General features: G+C 63.3%; 17 protein-coding genes and 1 pseudogene. 5 read left to right on the plus strand and 13 right to left on the minus strand.

Annotation, left to right across the window (positions count from 1 at the left end; all coding sequences use genetic code 11):
* The first annotated feature begins 7 nt into the window (after positions 1 to 7).
* Entirely contained in the window at positions 8 to 1,981 is a 1,974-nt protein-coding gene (locus D3I60_RS16280) for a hydantoinase B/oxoprolinase family protein (RefSeq protein ID WP_262777596.1), read from the plus strand.
* A 121-nt stretch (positions 1,982 to 2,102) separates the two neighbouring features.
* The gene (locus D3I60_RS16285; RefSeq protein WP_262777598.1) at positions 2,103 to 3,023 is read left to right on the plus strand and encodes a carbon-nitrogen hydrolase family protein; all 921 of its coding nucleotides are present in this window, start codon (positions 2,103 to 2,105) and stop codon (positions 3,021 to 3,023) included.
* Between the two features lie 205 nt (positions 3,024 to 3,228).
* On the opposite strand, the gene D3I60_RS16290 is transcribed toward D3I60_RS16285, so the two are convergent.
* From D3I60_RS16290 to D3I60_RS16310, 5 genes and pseudogenes are all read right to left on the minus strand, one after another.
* Entirely contained in the window at positions 3,229 to 4,701 is a 1,473-nt protein-coding gene (locus D3I60_RS16290; RefSeq protein ID WP_262777599.1) for a PepSY-associated TM helix domain-containing protein, read from the minus strand.
* A 137-nt stretch (positions 4,702 to 4,838) separates the two neighbouring features.
* On the minus strand, positions 4,839 to 5,558 hold the full coding sequence (locus tag D3I60_RS16295) for a hypothetical protein (protein WP_262777600.1): 720 nt from the start codon (positions 5,556 to 5,558) through the stop codon (positions 4,839 to 4,841).
* Positions 5,559 to 5,929: 371 nt separating this feature from the next.
* Positions 5,930 to 6,184: pseudogene (locus D3I60_RS16300) on the minus strand (hypothetical protein); the annotation flags it as partial.
* A 71-nt stretch (positions 6,185 to 6,255) separates the two neighbouring features.
* Entirely contained in the window at positions 6,256 to 7,764 is a 1,509-nt protein-coding gene (locus D3I60_RS16305) for an APC family permease (RefSeq protein WP_262777601.1), read from the minus strand.
* 65 nt (positions 7,765 to 7,829) lie between these two features.
* Positions 7,830 to 8,930, minus strand: a complete 1,101-nt coding sequence (locus D3I60_RS16310; protein WP_262777603.1) for a DmpA family aminopeptidase — start codon at positions 8,928 to 8,930, stop codon at positions 7,830 to 7,832.
* 131 nt (positions 8,931 to 9,061) lie between these two features.
* Between D3I60_RS16310 and D3I60_RS16315 the strand changes: the two genes are divergently transcribed.
* Positions 9,062 to 9,664, plus strand: coding sequence for a TetR/AcrR family transcriptional regulator (locus tag D3I60_RS16315; protein ID WP_262777605.1), 603 nt, complete (start codon positions 9,062 to 9,064; stop codon positions 9,662 to 9,664).
* A gap of 7 nt (positions 9,665 to 9,671) precedes the next feature.
* Here the strand turns inward: D3I60_RS16315 and D3I60_RS16320 are convergent, their stop codons facing one another.
* Complete coding sequence (locus D3I60_RS16320; RefSeq protein WP_262777607.1) at positions 9,672 to 10,538, minus strand: aldo/keto reductase; 867 nt, start codon at positions 10,536 to 10,538, stop codon at positions 9,672 to 9,674.
* A gap of 149 nt (positions 10,539 to 10,687) precedes the next feature.
* Here D3I60_RS16320 and D3I60_RS16325 point away from each other — a divergent pair, with 149 nt between their 5' ends.
* Positions 10,688 to 11,458, plus strand: coding sequence for a hypothetical protein (locus tag D3I60_RS16325; protein WP_262777609.1), 771 nt, complete (start codon positions 10,688 to 10,690; stop codon positions 11,456 to 11,458).
* A 54-nt stretch (positions 11,459 to 11,512) separates the two neighbouring features.
* Here the strand turns inward: D3I60_RS16325 and D3I60_RS16330 are convergent, their stop codons facing one another.
* The 4 genes from D3I60_RS16330 to D3I60_RS16345 form a co-directional block, all read right to left on the minus strand.
* Entirely contained in the window at positions 11,513 to 12,601 is a 1,089-nt protein-coding gene (locus D3I60_RS16330) for a tartrate dehydrogenase (protein ID WP_262777611.1), read from the minus strand.
* Between the two features lie 105 nt (positions 12,602 to 12,706).
* A complete protein-coding gene (locus D3I60_RS16335) occupies positions 12,707 to 13,648 on the minus strand; it encodes a phosphoglycerate dehydrogenase (RefSeq protein WP_262777613.1) in 942 nt (313 codons plus the stop codon).
* A gap of 132 nt (positions 13,649 to 13,780) precedes the next feature.
* Positions 13,781 to 15,103 (minus strand): cation:dicarboxylate symporter family transporter, encoded by a 1,323-nt coding sequence (locus D3I60_RS16340; RefSeq protein ID WP_262777614.1) that lies wholly within the window; start codon positions 15,101 to 15,103, stop codon positions 13,781 to 13,783.
* A gap of 92 nt (positions 15,104 to 15,195) precedes the next feature.
* Entirely contained in the window at positions 15,196 to 16,362 is a 1,167-nt protein-coding gene (locus D3I60_RS16345; protein ID WP_262777616.1) for an enolase C-terminal domain-like protein, read from the minus strand.
* Between the two features lie 208 nt (positions 16,363 to 16,570).
* On the opposite strand from D3I60_RS16345, the gene D3I60_RS16350 reads away from it, so the two are divergent.
* Positions 16,571 to 17,248 (plus strand): GntR family transcriptional regulator, encoded by a 678-nt coding sequence (locus D3I60_RS16350; protein WP_262777617.1) that lies wholly within the window; start codon positions 16,571 to 16,573, stop codon positions 17,246 to 17,248.
* 54 nt (positions 17,249 to 17,302) lie between these two features.
* On the opposite strand, the gene D3I60_RS16355 is transcribed toward D3I60_RS16350, so the two are convergent.
* From D3I60_RS16355 to D3I60_RS16365, 3 genes are all read right to left on the minus strand, one after another.
* Positions 17,303 to 17,698 (minus strand): MmcQ/YjbR family DNA-binding protein, encoded by a 396-nt coding sequence (locus tag D3I60_RS16355; RefSeq protein ID WP_262777619.1) that lies wholly within the window; start codon positions 17,696 to 17,698, stop codon positions 17,303 to 17,305.
* Positions 17,699 to 17,792: 94 nt separating this feature from the next.
* Positions 17,793 to 18,734, minus strand: a complete 942-nt coding sequence (locus D3I60_RS16360) for a phosphoglycerate dehydrogenase (RefSeq protein WP_262777620.1) — start codon at positions 18,732 to 18,734, stop codon at positions 17,793 to 17,795.
* 129 nt (positions 18,735 to 18,863) lie between these two features.
* Positions 18,864 to 19,442: GntR family transcriptional regulator (locus D3I60_RS16365; protein ID WP_262777622.1), on the minus strand; the 579-nt coding region annotated here is incomplete at its 5' end.

Consider the following 19,442-nt stretch of genomic DNA (forward strand, 5'->3'; position numbering starts at 1 on the left):
GAAGCCCATGACCACAACGACGGAACAGTCGACGTCCACTCTCGACCCGGTGACCTTCGAAGTGCTGAAGAACGCCTTCGCCACCAGCGTCGACCTCATGAGCGAGCAGATCCTCCGGACCTGCTATTCGTTCGTCATCTATTCCCGCGACTTCTCGTCAGCTCTCTGCGACCGCTACGGAAACACCGTCATGCAGGGCAGTGCTGACATCGCCGTCCACGTCGGCACCCTGCATTTTCAGTGCAAGGCCGTGATGGAGGAGTTCGGCGACGATATCAACCCCGGCGACGTCTTCCTCATCAACGACCCATACCGCGGCGGCACGCACTTCAACGATGTCAGCTTCATCCGTCCGATCTTCGCGGACGACGAGATCATCGGCTTCGCGCAGAACAAGGGGCATTGGGCCGATATCGGTGGATCCGTACCCGGCTCGTTCGATGTCTCGGCCAGTGAGCACTTCGGTGAAGGGCTGCGCATCACCCCGCTGCGGGTGTGGCACAAGGGCCGGTTCCTCCACGATGTCGCGCAGCTGCTCGTATCGAATACTCGCGCTCCGGACCAAGCGCTCGGTGATCTCAACGCCCAGGCCGAGGCCACTGCCGTATGCGAACGTGAAGTGCTTCGACTCGTCGACAAATATTCGAAGGACACGGTCCTCGACGCGATGCAGGAGACGCAGGACTATGTGTGCCGCACGGTTCTCGCCGGCCTCGGCGACCTGCCGAAAGGCGAGTGGGAGACCGTCGACTTCCTCGACGGCGACCCCGCCAAGGGTGAGGGTCTGGCTCCGATCCGCGTGAAGCTCACCCTCGACGGAACAGGCATCCACTACGACCTGACCGGCTCCGCCGAAGCGGTCTCGACCTTCCTCAACTCCGGCTATGGGACGACGTTCTCAGCGATCTATGCAGGGACGAAGACGTTCTTCCCGGAGGTACCCCTCAACTCCGGCTTCTATCAGGCGGTGACCGCAGAGATCGGAGAGGAGGGAACTGTCGTCAATGCCGGCTGGCCGCATGCGGTGACCGGGTTCTGCTCGGGGCCGTACGAGAAGGTCATGAACGCGATCTTCGAATTGTGGTCCCACATCATGCCCGAACGCGCGATGGCGTGCGCGTTCAATCTCGAGTATCTGCTCGTCGGCGGGCATGATGCCAGGTCCGAGTCGAGCCCATACTTCATGTGGTACGACTGGATGGCCGGAGGCTGGGGCGGCCGGTCGACGAAGGACGGATCGTCGGCGACATCACCGGTGTTCGGCACCGGACTCGCAGTCCAGCCGGTCGAAGGTCAGGAGCGCTTGACCCCGGTAGTCACCACCCAGCATTCGATCAACATCGACTCAGGCGGTCCCGGCAGATTCCGCGGAGGCTGCGGAGTCAATAAGGGCGGCATCCTCACCGATGCAACCGGTGCCGTGATGAGCTACTGCTGTGACCGCGGCCGGTCGACGACGTGGGGCATCAATGGCGGACTGCCATCGATCCCACACGGAGTCTGGCTCAATCCTTCGTCGGAGAACCCGCGCTACCTGGGTGCCACATTCTCGAACGTCGCCATCAGCCCCGGAGACACGTTCGAACGTCCCAGCGCCGGAGGCGGCGGCTTCGGTGACCCACTGGAACGGACCACTGCAGAGGTGCTCGAGGACGTCATCGACGGCTACGTCTCCATCGACCGCGCGGCCAAGGACTACGGTGTCGTCATCCGTGAGATCGATGCCGAGCTCGACGAATACGAGATCGACGAAGCCGCGACAGGACAGGAACGGGACCGGATCCGGTCCGCACGCGCATCCTGGCTGGAGGCCGACCCGACCGAGGTGGCCCGCCGATACCGTGATGGTGAGATCACCGTCCACGACGTCATCCGCCAGTACGGCGTCGTCCTCGATTGGGGCACCGGTGAACTGCTCGAAAAGTCAACGGGACAGTTCCGCGACAGTATGCGGGCTCGGTCCGCGGCCCACTGGAGCTGAAGCTTCCGGTCAATCGGGGCGCTCGTCCACTCGGGGCGAGCGCCCCGATTGCTTGACCTTTCCCACCTCGCGATCGAGAGTAAGAGCAGAAGCAGTTGTCGAGCGAAGAAGGTCGAGCAGTATGCACACAGTGGCAGTCGTCCAGTCGGGGTCCGTGCCCTTCGATGCCGATGCGTCGGTCGACAAGGCGATCGCCAGGCTGCGTGAAGCCGCCGGCAACGGGGCTGAGCTCGTCGTGTTCCCCGAAGCATTCATCGGCGGCTATCCGAAGGGCAGCACGTTCGGTGCTCCCGTGGGGATGCGCACCGGGCAGGGGCGCGCGCAGTTCGAGCGGTACTTCGACGGCGCGGTCACCGTCGATGGCCCCGAGATGGGCAGGCTCGCCGAGGCAGCCCGCGAGGTCGGTGCCTTCGTCGTCATCGGCATCATCGAACGTTCCGGCAACACCCTCTATTGCACAGCAGTGTTGATCGACCCGGAACTCGGGATCGTCGGCGCACACCGGAAGCTCATGCCCACCGGCACCGAGCGTGTGATCTGGGGCTTCGGGGACGGATCGACTCTCGACACGATGGACACACCTTTCGGCCGGGTGGGCAGTGTCATCTGTTGGGAGAACTACATGCCGCTGCTGCGCCAGGCGATGTATGCCAAGGGGGTCGAACTCTACTGCGCGCCGACCGTCGATGACCGCCCGACGTGGACGGCGACGATGACGCATATCGCCTTGGAGGGCCGCACTCACGTGCTCTCGGCATGCCAGTTCATCACGAAGAGCGAATTCCCCGACGACCATCCCTTCGACGAAGAACTGCCCTACGGTGAGACCGCCATCCGCGGCGGCAGCGTCATCATCGCACCTACCGGCGAGGTGCTGGCCGGACCGGTCTACGAAGAAGAGACGATCCTCTACGCCGACATCGACCCCGGGGCCAAAACCCGTTCGCACCTCGACTTCGACCCGGTCGGCCACTACTCCCGGCCGGACGTCTTCGAGCTGCGAGTCGACACCCGCGCGAAAGGTTCCGTGTCGTTCGAGTGATGCGGCGGGCGGCCAATCACGTCGGCCGCCCGCGTCGCTCGACTCCGCGCCTGCCGGCCCGAACTTCTGGCCACATCACTTTTTGGACAGATCATCGGTTCGCAACCTGATGACCTGTCCAAATAGTGATGACAGTCCGCACCTAACGTGATGTCGACTTGCACCTGAAGTGTTGTTTCGGCACGTTGCTGGGAGGCTGCGCTCGTCAGCTCGCCATGGCCCGCCGCTCGCGTCGCTGCGTCCTCAGCCCGAGCAGCACGTCGAGGATGAGGAACACGATGAGGCTGATGCCCACCAGCGGCAGGAACAACCCGATTGCGACGGCGGCGAGGACAACCGCACCGACGCCCCACAACGGCGCATCAGCCAGTGCTCCACGAGACGGCGCGAAGCCGAACTTCTTTGCCGGATTCCGCCGCGGCCGCCGCTGCCACCACATGACGTAACCCCATACGACCATGGCCGCGATGCCGAGCGCGAGGACGCAGAGCACGATCTGATTGACCAGTCCGAACAGTGTGCCCATGTGCAGGTCGATGCCCCAGCGGGCGAGTTTCGCCGCCGCACCGTAATCGGAGAAGTCGACCCTGTCGGTCACTTCCATCGTCTCGGGGTCGAAGGCGACGGCGTCGACCTTCGTGGGGAAGCTGCGTTGGATCTCCTGAACCACCCAGGCCGAATCGGCATCGGCCGGAGGCAGGATCTCGACGAGCCCGGTATCGATATTGACGTCGTGCCCCATCGACAGCACCATGTCGAAGTCGGCGGGATCGATCGCGGCGTGATCGGCGGCGCTGTCGGCCTCCTCAGCGGCGGAACTGTCACCGTGGTGATGAGCGTGCTCATCTGTTGCCGAGGCTCCGCCGAGTTCAGTCGAGACCGCAGGCGTCTCCCAGCTCAGCGCCGCACGCAGTTTCGTCACGTTCTCCCCACCGAGCTGTGACCAGGTGATGCCGGTGGCCGAGAGGAAGAGCATGCCGATGACCGCCCACACTCCGACAGAGGCATGCCAGGAGAAGGTGCGTCTCAGCCCCTTCCCTTTTCGGCTCGGTCGCAGCATCGCGGTCGGCTTCCGCGTCCGGCGAGCACGGAGGATCCACAGCACGAGCCCCGCTGCGGCGACGATTCCCAGCCACGAGGCGGCGAGTTCGCTGTAGAGCCGCCCGACGTCGCCGAGGTGGAGGCTGCGGTGCATCTGGTCGATCCAGGTCCGCAGCGGCAGGGCACCCGAGGTTCCGTAGACGGTAAGGTCACCGACCACCTCGGCGGTTCCGGGATCGACGAAGATCGCACGGGATTCGCTCTCGCCGAGGCTGGGGTCGTCATACATCACGCGGGTGGTGTCGCCCGGTTCGGGCGCCGGCCGCACGGCAGACAGCGTCGCGTCGCTGTCTTTGATGACGGTGTTCGCGGCCTCGATCTGGTCGGCCAGTGGCAGCGGATGGTCGGTGGCCGGGACGCTGAGTTCGTCGGCGTAGATCGCTCTCTCCACCGTCGGGCTGATGGCGTAGGCCGCCCCGGTGAGCGCGGCGATGAGGATGAACGGACCGATGAGAATGCCCGCATAGAAGTGGAGACGGCGCAGGAGCTGGCCGAGCCACGGTCTGCCACGTCTGGGTCGGAGCGGTCGAGTGTTGGAGTCGGAGTTTTCGGGCACGGTTGACGAAGGTGTGGTCATGTTGATGCTTTCTCTCAGTTGTGCTGAGCCGGATCGGGTCGGCCCGATGTCTGTGACGTGCAGATGCGGTCGACGGCCAGATGGGTCAGCAATGATGGCACCGGCTCATGAGAGCCGATGCGCGGATGTGATGAGTGTCAGAAAGCAGGCTGCGGTGGTCCGCGCCGCAGCACCGGAGATCGGCATACGCCGAGGTTGCGTGGCAGCTCGGGCTCGAAGCCGAACAGCGACCGAGGTTTCTCGATCGGTGCCCTGAGGACGACGAGGCGAGGAATGACCGCTCGGACGATGAGGCGGGCGAATTCGCCGAGCATGATCGGCAGTCGCTCGACCCAATAGATCATCGCGATCGTCACGACTCCCGCAATGCAGTGAGCCAGCAGCATCGCCGGCGACGAATGCGAATGCATCTCAGCGGCTGCGCCCATAGATCCGTCCATGGCAGACATGGCCGCAGAATCATGGGTCATCGGCATCGCGCCGCCGTGCATCGAGTGCATCGACGCGTGGTCGGCACCATGTGACGGTGAGTGGTGGGAGTGCGAGCCGAGAAGCGCGGCGAGTCCGCTGTCGAACCTCGCCGAGGCAGTCGGTGCGTCAGAGGCGTGCGGCGTGAAGATGGAGAACAGGAGGTGGAAGAGCGTCTGGCTGATTCCGACGGAGACGGTCAGTCGAGGGAGAGACAGGCGGCGCCCCGCGAGGAGAACGCAGACAAGGGTTGACAGTGCCAGTGGCACGATGATGCCCATCGCGGTCGGAAAGGATCCCCCGCCGAGGATGTGCGACGTCAGAGCGACGAAGGTGGCGAACGCTGCGGCCAGGGTGCCGCGCAGAGCGCGCCGGTGCCTGGCTCTCATCCTCACGGTTTCATTCTCACACAAGTAGTCGTATTCCAAGAGATCGTCGGCGCGGTTCACCGCCACGAGTGGAAGGACTGAACGTGGCCTTTATCGCACAATCAAACGCCTACAGGGTTCAGGGCTCCTGGTAAGCACGGCAGATGACACACTGCGGACCGGGACGAACTGAAGCGGCTGTCCCTGACCCCGCTGGGCGCAAGCGACCTGACGAGGATCCGGGGTCAGCTCGGCGAGGTGCCGGGTCGATAGCTTCGTTATTCGTGACTGCCACCCGTCGTCGACCGGGTTGCCGGGTGGAAGGTGGCCCTCGGCGATGCGCTCGTGGCCGGCGGCGGCCAGGGCCTTCCAAGATGCTGGATTTCCAGCGATCACGGGCACGACGACTGCCGGGGCCGCGGGACGTCGGCCAGCGCGATGAGTTCACTCTGCTCGTCCGCGTAGTCCCAGGTTCTGCTGCGTTGGATGAACCTGATCGGTACTCCGGCCTCCTCGACGATGAAGTCATCCGAGGGCTCCGTCCCGTCGACGCTGCCGCCGAAGTCCCGCTCGATCGCCTCCAGAGTGGTCTCGTGATTCCAGAATCGGGCAACGCGGGACGAACCGAGCCACCGCGCGAGCAACGGAAAGTCAGCCCTGGTCGTTCGTCGGAATTCCGCGTGTCCTCGCGCTCGGGTTCACACGTTGCCGTGCCGCCTCACATCTCTTCGTGGGTGAGCGGATCCCGGTCCTTCATCCGACCGCGCTCGAGTCCGGAGATCGCGGCCACCTCGGCGGGGGTTTTCCGCTCGACCTCAGCGCTTCGCCGCTTGCCGATGAAACAGCCGCCGATGAACGCGGCGAAGGGAATCAGCGCCAATCCGGTGCTCAGACCGACACTGCCGCTGGTGACCAGAGTGAAATTCGACAGCACGAGAATCATCCCTCCGATCAAACCCACAGCAGCGGTCACAGGAATAATGATCGTCCGCAGTACGCGCCCTGCCCGCGCCTGAGAGTCGCGGGCGAAGAACACAAGGACTGCCAGCGATGTCGTCAGCATGAGAATGATCATGCCAACCGTCGCCACTCCCGCCATGGACCCGAAGACCCCCACAAGCGGATCGACGCCGAACGCGGCGAATACTGCCACGAGGACGCCTGCCGTGCATGTCTGCACGATCGACGAGAATGACGGCGAATGATGCTTTGGATGCACCGTGGCCAATCGCCGTGGGAGCACACGCATTCCCGCCAACACGAACTGGTATCTGGCGATGACATTATGAAACGACAGCACGCAGGCGAAAAGACTCGTCAGCAGGAGGACGTTGACGATATCGCGCCCGATTCCGCCCAGTTGATCACGTGTCGTGTCGAGCAGCATATTCGCGTTTCCGTCCAAAGTTCGCTGGGCCACATCGGCGATGGCATCGGGACCGACAGCGACGACGAAAGCCCAACAGGTGAACGCATAGAAGCCGCCGATGAGTAAAACCGCCGTGTAAGTGGCCCTGGGAACAGTCTTCTCAGGACGATCCGCTTCATCGCGGAACACCGCGGTCGACTCGAAGCCGATGAAGCCGGTCAGCGCGAACAGCACAGCCACTCCGATCGCGCCGTCGGCAAACGTGCCCGGTTCGAACGACTCCATGGTGACACCCGACGGCCCCGGATTCACGAGAATGGCGGCGTCGAGGACGAGAACGATAGCGATCTCCGCCACTAGTGCAACTCCCAGCACCTTGGCGCTGAGATCGATGTGGCGATAGCCGAGGAACGCCACGATGGCGAGAGTGAACAGAGAGTACACAGGCCACGGGACGGTCGGCCCACCGTAGAAGCGAACGGTGTCGTCGATGGCCCAGCCGATGTATCCGTATATCCCGGCTTGGATCGCAGTGTAGGCGACGAGTGCGACTGCGGCGATTCCCATGCCCGCTCGCCTGCCCAGGCCCAGAGTCACGTAGGAGAAGAATGCACCCGCTTCACGCACATGGGGTGTCATGGCGACGAAGCCGACGGAGAAGAGCAGCAGGATAGCCGCGGCGAGGAGGAATCCGACAGGTGCACCTGCGCCATTGCCCATTCCGAGAGCTAGGGGCATGTTTCCGCCGATGACCGTCAACGGCGCGGCCGCCGCTACGACCATGAAGACGATTCCGATGGTCCCCAGTCGTCCTGTCAGGCGATCAGGTTTCTCTGTCACGGTCCTTGTCGTGTTCATGACGTCCTCCTTGACGTTCACAATTGAAGGGGTTCTCAGCAGTGCGCCGAAAAGCAGCCCCGACCTCACTCGAGGCTCATAGCTGCCTTGAGCAGTTCGTGGTCGATGGCATGGGCGGTGATACCGTTCGGGCCGGTCAATGTAGAGGCGGCAATCATGCAGTTGAGGATCGCTTCTTCGGTCGACTCAACGACCAGGTCGAAGAACGCGGTCATGAGCTGAGGGGCCATCATCGACACATCTACTGTCGCCCGTTCGACCTGCGGGTCCTCGTCCCATTGGTAGGGAGGGATACCGCGATTGCCGGTGGAGAAGGCAAGCATGAGATCGCCGCTGTACTGCTCACCAGTCCCGCCCATGCGCCCGACTCCGAGGGCTGCCCTCTGAGCAATACGCGCGCATTGATGCGGCAGGAAAGGCGCGTCGGTTGCCACGATCACGACGATGGAACCCGAACCTCGTTCGAACTCTCGCGGTAATTCGGGAACCGGTACCGCGCCGGGCCCAATTTTCGTGCCGACGGGTACTCCTTCGACGCTCAGTCTCTCGCGTCGCCCATGATTGGCCTGAACGAAGACACCCAACGTGAAACGCCCTGCGGCAGTATCGATCACCCGCGAAGACGTGCCCGATCCCCCTTTGAACTCGTGACAGATCATCCCCGTGCCTCCACCGACGTTGCCCTCGGCCGGAGCGTGCGTCGATGCGCCACGCAGGGCCTCGGACACATGCCGGCGAGTCACATGATGACCGTCGATGTCATTGAGCAGACCGTCATAGGTTTCGGCGACCACCGGCAAACACCAGTACAACCCCGGTCCGCGGCGAGCAACTTGTTCCGCGACCAGAGCATCTCGAACTACGCCGAGACTGTGCGTATTGGTCAGCCCGATGGGCGAGGTCAGCTCTCCTGCCTCGCGTATCCACTCGAGGCCAGTCATCTCTCCGCTTCCATTGAGACGATGGGCGCCCGCGAAGACCGGCTCGGTCCAGATGTCGTCGTGAGGGACGATCATCGTCACACCGGTGTTCGCCGATGAAACTCCATCCACCGCGCTTCCGCCGATGGTCGAATAGCCGACCCGAACGCCCGGAACATCAGTGATGGCGTTGAGCGGGCCAGTCCGATGGCTACCGACATCAATGCCGAGATCTCGTGCTCTCACAGTTCTCCTCGCGTTTTTTTCCTATTATGAAAATAATGATCCATCGCCGACAGATGCACAAGACCTGATTCGATGAATCGTGCGAAGTCGGTAATCTTGGCAGGAGCACCCGGACCGAGCGGAAGAGATCATTGGCGCGACCGAACACGCAGGCTGAACGCCGCGAAGACATCCTCCAGGCGGCCATCTCACTTGTCGGAGAGGCCGATCTTGCCGTGCTGACGATCCCCCAGATAGCCGACAAACTAGGCAAGACCGCCAATGCGATTCGGTACTACTACCCCGACGTCGAAAGCCTCATTGCAGAACTTGCCCGCCGCTCGGACATTCGCTTTTTCGAGAACAGACGCACTCTCACGGACAAAATCCCGGATCCCATCGATCGCCTCGACGCCATGATGGCCGCCGGGCTCCCGTCCGGATCCGACGACGCGGAGTGGCGGGTGATCTGGATGGCCGTCCTTGACGCCGGATTCGAGCTGCACAACCGTAAAGATGTGCAGTCGATCTATCACCGACAGGTCGACCTCTACGAATCGCTCCTCAACGACGGAGCTCGAACAGGCGCATTCGCACTGCAGCAGGAAACCAGAGATATCGCAATGACTCTGATGTCCATGGAGGATTACCTCGGATATCGCATTGTGGCACGGGATCCCCAGATGTCCCGTGAGGTCGCTTTGCGACTGATGAAAGGCTACGCAACTGTGGCGACACAGTCTCAGAGCCGCTGACGAAACCTCACATCTCTTCGTGGGTGAGAGGATCCCGGTCCTTCATCCGACCGCGCTCGAGTCCGGAGATCGCGGCCACCTCGGCGGGGGTGAGTTCGAAGTCGAAGACATCGGCATTGCTGCGCTGCCGGTCGAAGTTCGCCGACTTCGGAATCGGGATGCTGCCGATCTCGATGTGCCAGCGCAGGACCACCTGGGCGGGGGTGACATCGTGAGCGGCGGCCGCCTCGGTGATGGGAGCTTCGTCGAACAGCCCCTGGTCACGGTAGAGCGGGGACCAGCTCTCAGTCTGCACACCGATGGAGCGGTGGAAGGCGACGAGCTTCTCCTGCGGGAAATACGGGTGGAGCTCGACCTGGTTGACAGCCGGGGTGACCCCAGTCTTCTCGACGAGCTCGGTAAGCATCTCCTCGGTGAAATTCGAAACGCCGATGGACTTCACGAGCCCGCGTTCGCGCAGCTCAATGAGGCCTTCCCAGGTCTCGACATACTTGCCGACGCTGGGATTGGGCCAGTGGATGAGGTGGAGGTCGAGGTAGTCGAGCCCGAGTCGGGCCAGGGACTCCTCGGTGCTGGCGATCGCCTCGTCGAAGCCATGGTGGCGACCGGGGATCTTGCTCGTGACGAAGAGGTCCTCGCGAGCGACGGAGCAGTCGGCGATCGCCTGGCCGACCTCGCGTTCGTTCTCGTAATTCACCGCGGTGTCGAGGAGACGATAGCCGACGTTGTCAACGGCACCCACGATGGCATCAACGCCCTCATCGCCCTTCATCGCGTAGATCCCGAGCCCGAGCTGCGGGATCGCGCGCCCGTCGTTGAGGTCGAGGGCGGGGATCGGTGAGTTCTGTGCCGGGGTATTCGCAGAGGTCGTCATGGCTTCAGCCTAAGACCACCGAGGCGGCGCTGGCCAGAGCATTCGCCTCGAGTTTGAGCAGGGTGTCGCGGGTGAACTCCCTCTGTGAGATCCACCGAGGATGCACTGCCGCGGGGTTTTCACAATACGGCTTGGGCTAGCGTGGTCGCATGGAGACGAACGCGCGAGCTGCGGAGCGGGGATTCCTTCGCCGTATTCGTCGGGTTTCGCGTTGGCAGGTGGGCTTTCTCCTGCCGAGCGCCGGATTGGTGGTCGCCGCGCTACTCCACGCCGCCCAGTGGGTGACGTCGTGGGCTTCGACAGCGGCAGCCCGCGCACACGGTGCCGCCGATGCCTGCTCCGATCTGGTCGATACCCTCGGCATCGACCCCGATGCGATCGTCATCGACGATCGCGCACCGTTCGGGTTCACCTGTAAGGCCTCGGCCGACAGCGGCACGGCGATGGTCGAGCACTCCGGATCCACCTCGGCGCTGCTCATGTTCTCGATGGCAATCGCCGCGCTCAGCGTCGCGGCGCTCCTCGGCGCAGTGCTCGCATTCACGGCGACCCGGCTGACCGGGCTGTACCGGTCGCCGTTGGCCGAACCCGGTCGAGAACGGTGGCCGCTGTGCCTCGTCGGAGTCGGGGTCTTCGTGCTGCCGTTGATGATGCTCGGTCAGTATCTGCAGTGGTACTCGAAATCGGACGGCTTCGGGATCTGCCCGGGATCCGTTGGCGGCAACGATGTGCTGGGGTTCTCGGTCACCGCCAGTTACCTTCCGCCGAGCCTGACTTGCAGCGGGGACTCCGTCACTGATCAGGAGTTCTCGGTCACGCAGTACGGATTCCCCTTCTACGGATTCCTTGGCGGCCTAATACTCGCAGCGGTGGGGCTGATCGTGCTCATAACCGCGAGAAGGCGAGGCCGCACGGGCTGAGTCTCTGGTGGGCCAGAACCGACCGATGTCTGCCGAGGAAGCCCGAGCGATGAGCTAGTTCTTCGCGGTCGCGATCTCCTCGGCGATTGTGCGGCCAAGTGTCTGCGTGGTTCCCACACCGCCGATGTCCGGGGTCAGCACGTCAGCGTCACCGCCGTCGAGCACCCGTTCGAAGCCGGCTTGGACCGCCGCGGCCGCCTCATGTTCGCCGAGGTGCTCGAGCATCATCGCTGCACACCAGATCTGCCCGATCGGATTGGCGATCTGTTTCCCCGCAATGTCCGGTGCCGACCCGTGGACGGGTTCGAAGAGGCTGGGGAAGTTCCGCTCCGGGTTGATGTTCCCGCTCGGCGCGATCCCGATCGTCCCGGTGCAGGCCGGGCCGAGGTCCGAAAGTATGTCGCCGAACAGATTGCTCGCAACCACCACGTCGAACCAGTCGGGGTGCAGCACGAAGTTCGCGGCGAGGATGTCGATGTGGAACTTGACGACGTCGATCTCCGGGTAGTCGGCGGCGATCGCCTCGACCCGCTCATCCCAGTAGGGCATCGTGATGGAGATGCCGTTGCTCTTCGTCGCCGATGTCAGGTGCTTCTTCGGTCGCCGCTGCGAGAGTTCGAACGCGTACTTCAGGATCCGGTCGACACCGGTGCGCGTCATCACGGTTTCCTGGGTGACGATCTCACGGTCGGTGCCTTCGAAGATCTTCCCGCCGATGCTCGAGTACTCCCCCTCAGTGTTCTCTCGCACTACGAAAAAGTCGACATCGCCGGGGGTGCGATCCGCCAGCGGAGACTTGATGCCGGGCAACAGTTTGACCGGGCGCAGGCTGACATATTGGTCGAAACGCCGCCGGAACTGCAGAAGGCTTCCCCACAGCGACACGTGGTCAGGAACAAGATCCGGCCATCCGACGGCGCCGAAGAAGATCGCGTCGAACGGGCTCAGCCGCTCCTCCCAGTCATCGGGCATCATCTGTCCGTGCTCGGCATAGTAGTCGGCGTTGGCGAAATCGAAGTGCTCGAACTCGAGGTCGAGATCGAACGCCTCAGCCGCCGCGTCGAGTGCGCGAATCCCCTCAGGAACCACCTCCTTGCCGATTCCGTCGCCGGCGATGACTGCGATCCGATGTGTCTTCTGCATGTGTGTTCTGTCCTTTCGTGACGTGTGCACATTGTCGGTTGGGGGTTGTTCGCATGTGGCCGGATAGGTCAGTCCGTACTGCTCGGGCGCGGCTCCGCCCACGACTCATACGATGCGGCCGTTCGGGGTGGCGCCGTCGAGGACGGCGAGCACCGCCTCGGCGGCGGCCAGACCGGATCGCTGCCTCGCCTCAACCGTCTGACCGGCGAGATGGGAGATGATCCAGAGATTCTCAACCCCTCGGAGCGGATCGTCGTCGCGCATCGGCTCGCGATCGAGGACATCGAGGGCTGTGCCGGCGATCCGCTGGTGTCTGAGCGCATCGGCGAGCGCCGACTCGTCGACGAGAGACCCACGGGCGGTGTTAATGAGGTAGGCCGTGGTCTTCATCGCCGCGAGCTGGTCGACCCCGATCACCGGCTGTCCGGTAGCTCGAGCGTGCAGGGTGAGGTAGTCAGCCTCCGACACCACCTGATCGAAGTCGACAAACTCGATGCCCGGACTTTCCGACGGGCCGGGATGAGCGGTCGAGACCAGCACTCTCATGCCCAAGGCGACACCGAGCGACGTGATCGCTCGACCGCTCGCGCCGAAGCCGACCACTCCAAGAGTCTTGCCGCGCAGTTCGGTCCCCGCCTCGCGCGGCCACGCTCCTTCCTCGACCGCCCGGGTGACCGTGGTCAGACGTCGCGCGCAGTTGAGCATGAGGCTCAAGGTCAGTTCTGCCACGGCGTGGTGATTCGTGCCGGGAGTGTTGCAGACCGTGATCCCAAGATCGGCTGCAGCGGCGATGTCGACGGAGTCGTAGCCGACACCGCTGCGCGCCACCACTTTCAATGTCGGGGCAGCCGCGAGCATCTCCCGCGTGATCGGTTCGCTGGAGACGATCCCTGCGACCGCTCCATCGAAGAGGTGAGCCTGCTCATCAGGGCTGCGGCGCAGCGTCGACGGCGCATAGACCGGTTCGCAACCCCGCGAACGCAGGAGTCGGTCGACTTCATCCCCTTCGCCGAGGTAGTCGGTCGTGATGACGATGCGGTTGCTCATTCGGCTCCGCTTCCTTCGTAGGCACAGATCGGGGTGGTTCGTTTTCGTATTCTTCCACCGCCCCACCTCGGCGGGATGGCGTTCCGCACAGCGGTCACGCGAGGGGGCGTCGTTCACGTAGGGCCACGTCGTTCATGTGAGGGTTCGGCGGGCAAGCGCCTGACGGGCGATGACCGGGTCGAAGTCCTTCTCCCACTTGCCGACGACGACTGCAGCCATGACGTTGCCGAGGACGTTGATGAACACCCGCCCCTCGTTGAGGATCCGGTCGATGCCGACGATGAGTGCCAGAGCCGCCAGCGGAATGCCGCCGACGGCACTGAGCGTGCTGGCGAGGACGATGAATGCGCCGCCGGCGATACCGGCCGTCCCCTTGCTCGTCAGCATCATCACCCCCACGATCGCCAGCTGCTGGCTCCAGTCCAGAGGGACTCCGACGGCTTGTGCGAGGAACAGCGCTGCCATGGTCAGATAGACGGCCGAACCGTCGAGGTTGAAGGAGAATCCGGCGGGGACGACGATTCCCACGGTCGATTTTCCGACTCCAAGAGCCTCGAGCTTCTTGATCAGCTGCGGCAGGATCGCCTCACTCGAACAAGTGCTCAGCGCGATGAGCAGCTCTTCTTTGAAGTACCGCATCACCGAGAAGATGTTCATTCCGCAGGCCCGAGCGATCACTCCGAGGACGACGATGACGTAGAAGACACAGGTTCCCATGAAAATGAGGATGAGGTAGCCCAGCTGTTGGAGACTCTGCGTTCCGTAGTTCGCCACGACTGCGGCCAGGGCGCCGAACGTTGCGAGCGGTGCCAACCACATCACCCAGAGCACGATCTTGAAGACCACTGTCTGCAGCGACTGGAGCGCCCGGGTGATGGGCCGCCCGGCCTCGCCCGACACATTGAGCGCCGACCCGAAGAGGATGGAGACGAAGAGCGCCGCCAGGATGGTATGGCCGGTGAGCGCGCCGAACAGGGATTCGGGAATGATGCCGCTCACGAATTCGACGACGCTGCCCGGAGAATCGTGTTCATCGACGGGGACGGCTCCGGCGTTGAGCGTCGACGGGTCGATGTCGAGTCCTTCTCCCGGTTTGAAGATATTGGCTGCTACGAGGCCGATGAGCATCGACAGCAGTGAGAGGATGATGAAGTAGGTCAGCGCCTTGACGCCGACGCGCCCGGCCCTGCGCAGACTGTCCATCGAGGCGATTCCCAAGGACACCACGCAGAAGACGACCGGGATGACGATCATCTTCACAAGTGCGATGAACCAATCGCTCAACGGTGTCAGTGCGGCTCCAACCGCCGGAAACAGAAAGCCGACGGCAATTCCCAGGACTGCGCCGATGATGACATGGAACCAGAGTTCACGGATCAGGCGGCTCCAGCGGGAACGTCGCGTGGGAGTGTCGGACAGCGGTCGGGGTTCTTCTTCGGTAGTGGTGGACGACATCGTGAGTGCTCCTTTGTACTCGTGAAGATGTTTGTCGCTGGTCCACCGGACCCGCATCGAGGTTTCGGGCGGGTCCGGCAGGAGGATTTCTCTCAGCTGTGGAGGCCGCGGAGGACCGTGTAGAACTCGCTCTTGCCTTCGAGGCCGATGCCCGGAAGCTCACCGGGCGAGACCCGGCTGCCGGAAACGATCGCATCGTCGGTGAAACCGCCGGTCGGCTGGAACTCGCCGGGGTACGACTCATTGCCGCCGAGTTTGAGCGCCGCGGCGATGTGCAGAGAGAACTGATGTCCGCCATGGGGGATGCAGCGCCGTGTCGACCAGCCGTGCTGTTTGAGCACATCGAGGAAGCGGCGGTATTCGACGAGGCCATAGCTCAGTGCCGGGTCGACTTGGATGTAGTCCCGATCCGGGCGCATCCCGCCGTAGCGGAGGAGATTGCGGGCGTCCTGGACAGAGAATAGGTTTTCGCCGGTAGCGATCGGGTGACGATAGTTCTCGGAGACAGTGGCGTTGAGCGCATAGTCGAGGGGGTCGCCGATCTCTTCGTACCAGAAGAGCCCGTAGGGGTCGATGGCTCGGCCGTATTCCAGGGCTGTCTGCAGATCGAACTTTCCGTTGACGTCAACGGCGAGTCGGGAACCGTCTCCATCGAGAACGTCGATGACCGCTTCGATGCGGTCGAGGTCGCCTTTGAGGTCGGTGCCGCCGATCTTCATCTTCACGACGTCATATCCCGCCTCTAAGAATCCGCGCATTTCGTCCTGCAGGTCCGTGAGGGTCTTGCCGGGAGCGTAGTAGCCGCCGGCAGCGTAGACGAAGACGTCCTCGTCGGGGTCGCCGTCCCCGTAGTGGTCGGAGATCCAGCGGTAGAGCGGCACTCCGGCCGCCTTCGCCGCAAGATCGTGCAGCGCCATGTCCGCAACTCCAACGGCGACGGAACGTTCGCCGTGTCCGCCGGGCTTCTCGTTGGCCATCATCAGATCCCAGGCCTTCTCCGGTGAGAGCTCGCCGGCATCATCGAGGATGGCTTCTGCTGAAGCACCGAGGAGACGGGGAAGGATCCGGTCTTCGAGGATCGCCGAGGCGTTGTAGCGTCCGTTCGAGTTGAAGCCGTATCCGACCAGGGGCTTTCCATCGACGATGACATCGCTGACCAGCGCGATGATCGTCGAGTCCATCTTGGAAAAGTCGATATAGGCGTTGCGCATCGACGAGCTGATCGGGATGGTGCCCACATGGGCGGAAACAATTCTCATGGGATCTCCAAACAATAGATATTTCTTATAAGACTGAGTGTGACAACACTTTGCCCTCGGCTCATTCGGATGAGGGCACTTCTTATAAGATGTAAGTACGCTACCCCGGGGATGCCCGGAGCACAACCCCGGCAAGCAGTCACCTTATAAGATATGCTGAATTTCTCGACGCCCGAGAGACCACCCCTGACAGAGAACCGGAGCACCCATGCAGACCGTGAGCGTCTTCTCCAGCAAAGGGTCGCAGGCATATTCAGAAGTGCGCCGCCTGATTCTGACTGGAGAGCTCAAGCCCGGCTCGCGCATCTCGCAGTACGAGCTTGCCGATGATCTGCAGATGAGCATCACTCCCCTGCGTGAGGCCGTCCGCCGGCTGGCGAGTGAGGGGCTGGTCATCCTCGGAACCCACAGAGACGTCCGCGTCGCGGGAGTCAGCTCCTCCGAAGCTAAGGAACTACACGAGGTCCGGCTGTCGCTGGAGCCGGACGCCACCGCGATGGCTGCAGAGCGCCGCACCGAGGTCGACGTCGAACGGATGCGCACGGCAGCAAGTCGCCTAGTCCCCGTCACTCGCAACTGGGGCGACGACGGAATCGCGGCTCACCGGGAATTCCACCGTGCCGTCTACTGCGCCTCACACAACGAGATCATGATCAGGATGCTCGATGACCTGTGGGACAAATCTGATCGCTACCGCAGGATCGGGCTGGAGCTGCCCACCGGCACGGAACCGCGCATGATCGACCTCAACGAACATCACGAGATCCTCGATCTTATTGTTTCAGGCGATGGAGCAGAAGCCTCAGCGCTCGCCCGCAAACACATCGTCAACAGCCTGACAGCCTCGGTGACGGATCTGCTCGACGACTTCTCGACCGGGGACTGAGTTCCACTTCCGAGCAACTGCCGAGCCGCACTCCTCCGGACGCTCATTGCGCACTCACTCGTGAGAGTCGAGCACCTCGATGAGCCTTGCCGAGGCGGTGTTGCGGTAGGAATCGACGATGAGTTCTCGCATCTCCTCGTCATCGAGGTCGGTGATTTCGAGACCGACCCAGCCGGAGGGGCCGAGGTACATCGGAACGAACGAGTCCGGTCGGTCGAGCACCACCTCGGCGTCCATGGGGTCGAGCAGGACGAGCAGTGCCTGCGGGTGCTGCACCATCTTCCCGGAAACGAGTTTCTCGGTGCCTCCGTAGTGGGCGAAGATCTTCTTCGTGAAGAAGGCCGGCCTGCCGTGCGAGATCTTCTCGGCCGCTTCGGGCAGGTTCAGCGCGATCGCGCGGACCCGCTCGAGCATCGGATCGTCGTCATCGAACATCTTTGGATGCGCCATGAGTCAACGGTACGCCAGCGGCCGGTGGGGACGGGATGGGTTTGGAATGGGTTGTCGATTCCAGCCTGACCCGTCGAACCGATGAGGCACTGCTTCAGACGATGAGGCCCGCGGGTTCCTTCCCCTCAAGAACATCGATGACGGCTTGGGCCGCGGCCAACCCGGCCCGTTCTCGGGCCTCGACCGTCTGACCGGCCAAGTGGGAGGTGACCCAGACGTTGTCGAAGTTTCGCAGCGGGTTGTCCGCAGCCATCGGTTCGGTCTCGAGCACGTCGAGGGCCGCACCGGCGATCTGACCGTTATCGAGGGCGTCGACGAGGGCGGCCTCGTCGATGAGTGATCCGCGGGCGGTATTGATGAGGAACACGGTGTCCTTCATCGCCGCGAATCGGTCGGCGCCGATGATCGGGGTGCCGGTCGCTCGAGCGTGGAGGGTGAGGTAGTCTGCGGCCGCAACGACGGTGTCGACGTCGGCGAACTCGATGCTCGGGGCCGCCTCGGTGTCGGGGTGGGAGGTGCCGACGATGACATTCATGCCCAGAGCCGCACCGATTGCGGCGATCGCCTTGCCGCTGGGCCCGTATCCGATGACGCCGAGGGTCTTGCCGCGCAGCTCCGTCCCTGCGGTGCGCGGCCACTGACCTGCCTCGACGCCGGCGATGACGTCGCTCAAGCGCTTGGCACAGTTGAACATGAGCGCGAGCGTGAGTTCGGCGACGGCGTGGTGATTGACGCCGGGGGTGTTGGCCACGTGGATGCCGAGTTCCTGGGCCGAGTTGGTGTCGACGGAGTCGTAGCCGACTCCGCTGCGGGCGAGGATGCGGAGGTCGACAGCCTCGGCGAGCATGTCCTTGGTGATCGGTTCGCTGGCGACGATGGCGCCGACCGCACCCGTGAGGAGATGGCGCTGCTCATCCTCAGTGCGTCGACCGGCTGCCGGGGAGTAGACGGGGTCGAGTCCGTGCTCCCGCAGCAGCTGGTCGACGCTATCGCCGTGTTTGAGGTAATCGGTGGTGATGACGATGCGACAGCTCATGGTCGCGAGCTTAATCACTACACCCCTTCGATGCGTTGCGCATCCAAAACCCCCTTCCCTTACTACCCGACGACGGCCCAGATACCTCGCGCCAGGTTGCTGGGCCGCCGTCAGGTAGTAATAGGGGTTTCAGTCGCCGGAGATGAGGGACATCGAGCTCGGGTTTCCGCGGGTGGAGTTCATGGTGAAGCTCGCCTTCCACGGCAGGTACCGGTCATCGGAGGATTCGATGACATCGCCTCCGGTGGTGAACGCTCGCCGACGCACTCGGAGCAGCGGGGTGCCCACCGGGACCTCGAGAAGAGCGGCGTCGTCGTCGTTCGCCCCGACCGCATCGATCGTGCGGGATGCCCGGTTGATGTCGACACCCTGGTTGATGAGCTCCTGATAGATCGAGCCCGAATCGGTGTCGAAGGCCAACACGTGCCGGCCGAACTCGAATGGATAGTTCAGACGTTCGACCATGGCCGGGGCCTTGTCCATGAGCCGCAGACGGAACACGGAGACGATCGGATCGCCCTCTTCGATCCGCAGGCTCGCGGCCAGGGATTTCTCCGCCGGTTCCCGCGCCACACGCTGCGTGACCTGACCGGGAACAATGTCCGAGGCGTGGCACCACTGGGAAAACGAGATGACGTCGTCGAAGGACTGGGTGAGGACGTTGTCGAGCACAACCGTCCGCCGACCCCGCCCCGAGGAGATCAGCCC

This window comes from Brevibacterium permense, from assembly GCF_025506275.1.
Taxonomy (GTDB): Bacteria; Actinomycetota; Actinomycetes; order Actinomycetales; family Brevibacteriaceae; genus Brevibacterium; species Brevibacterium permense_A.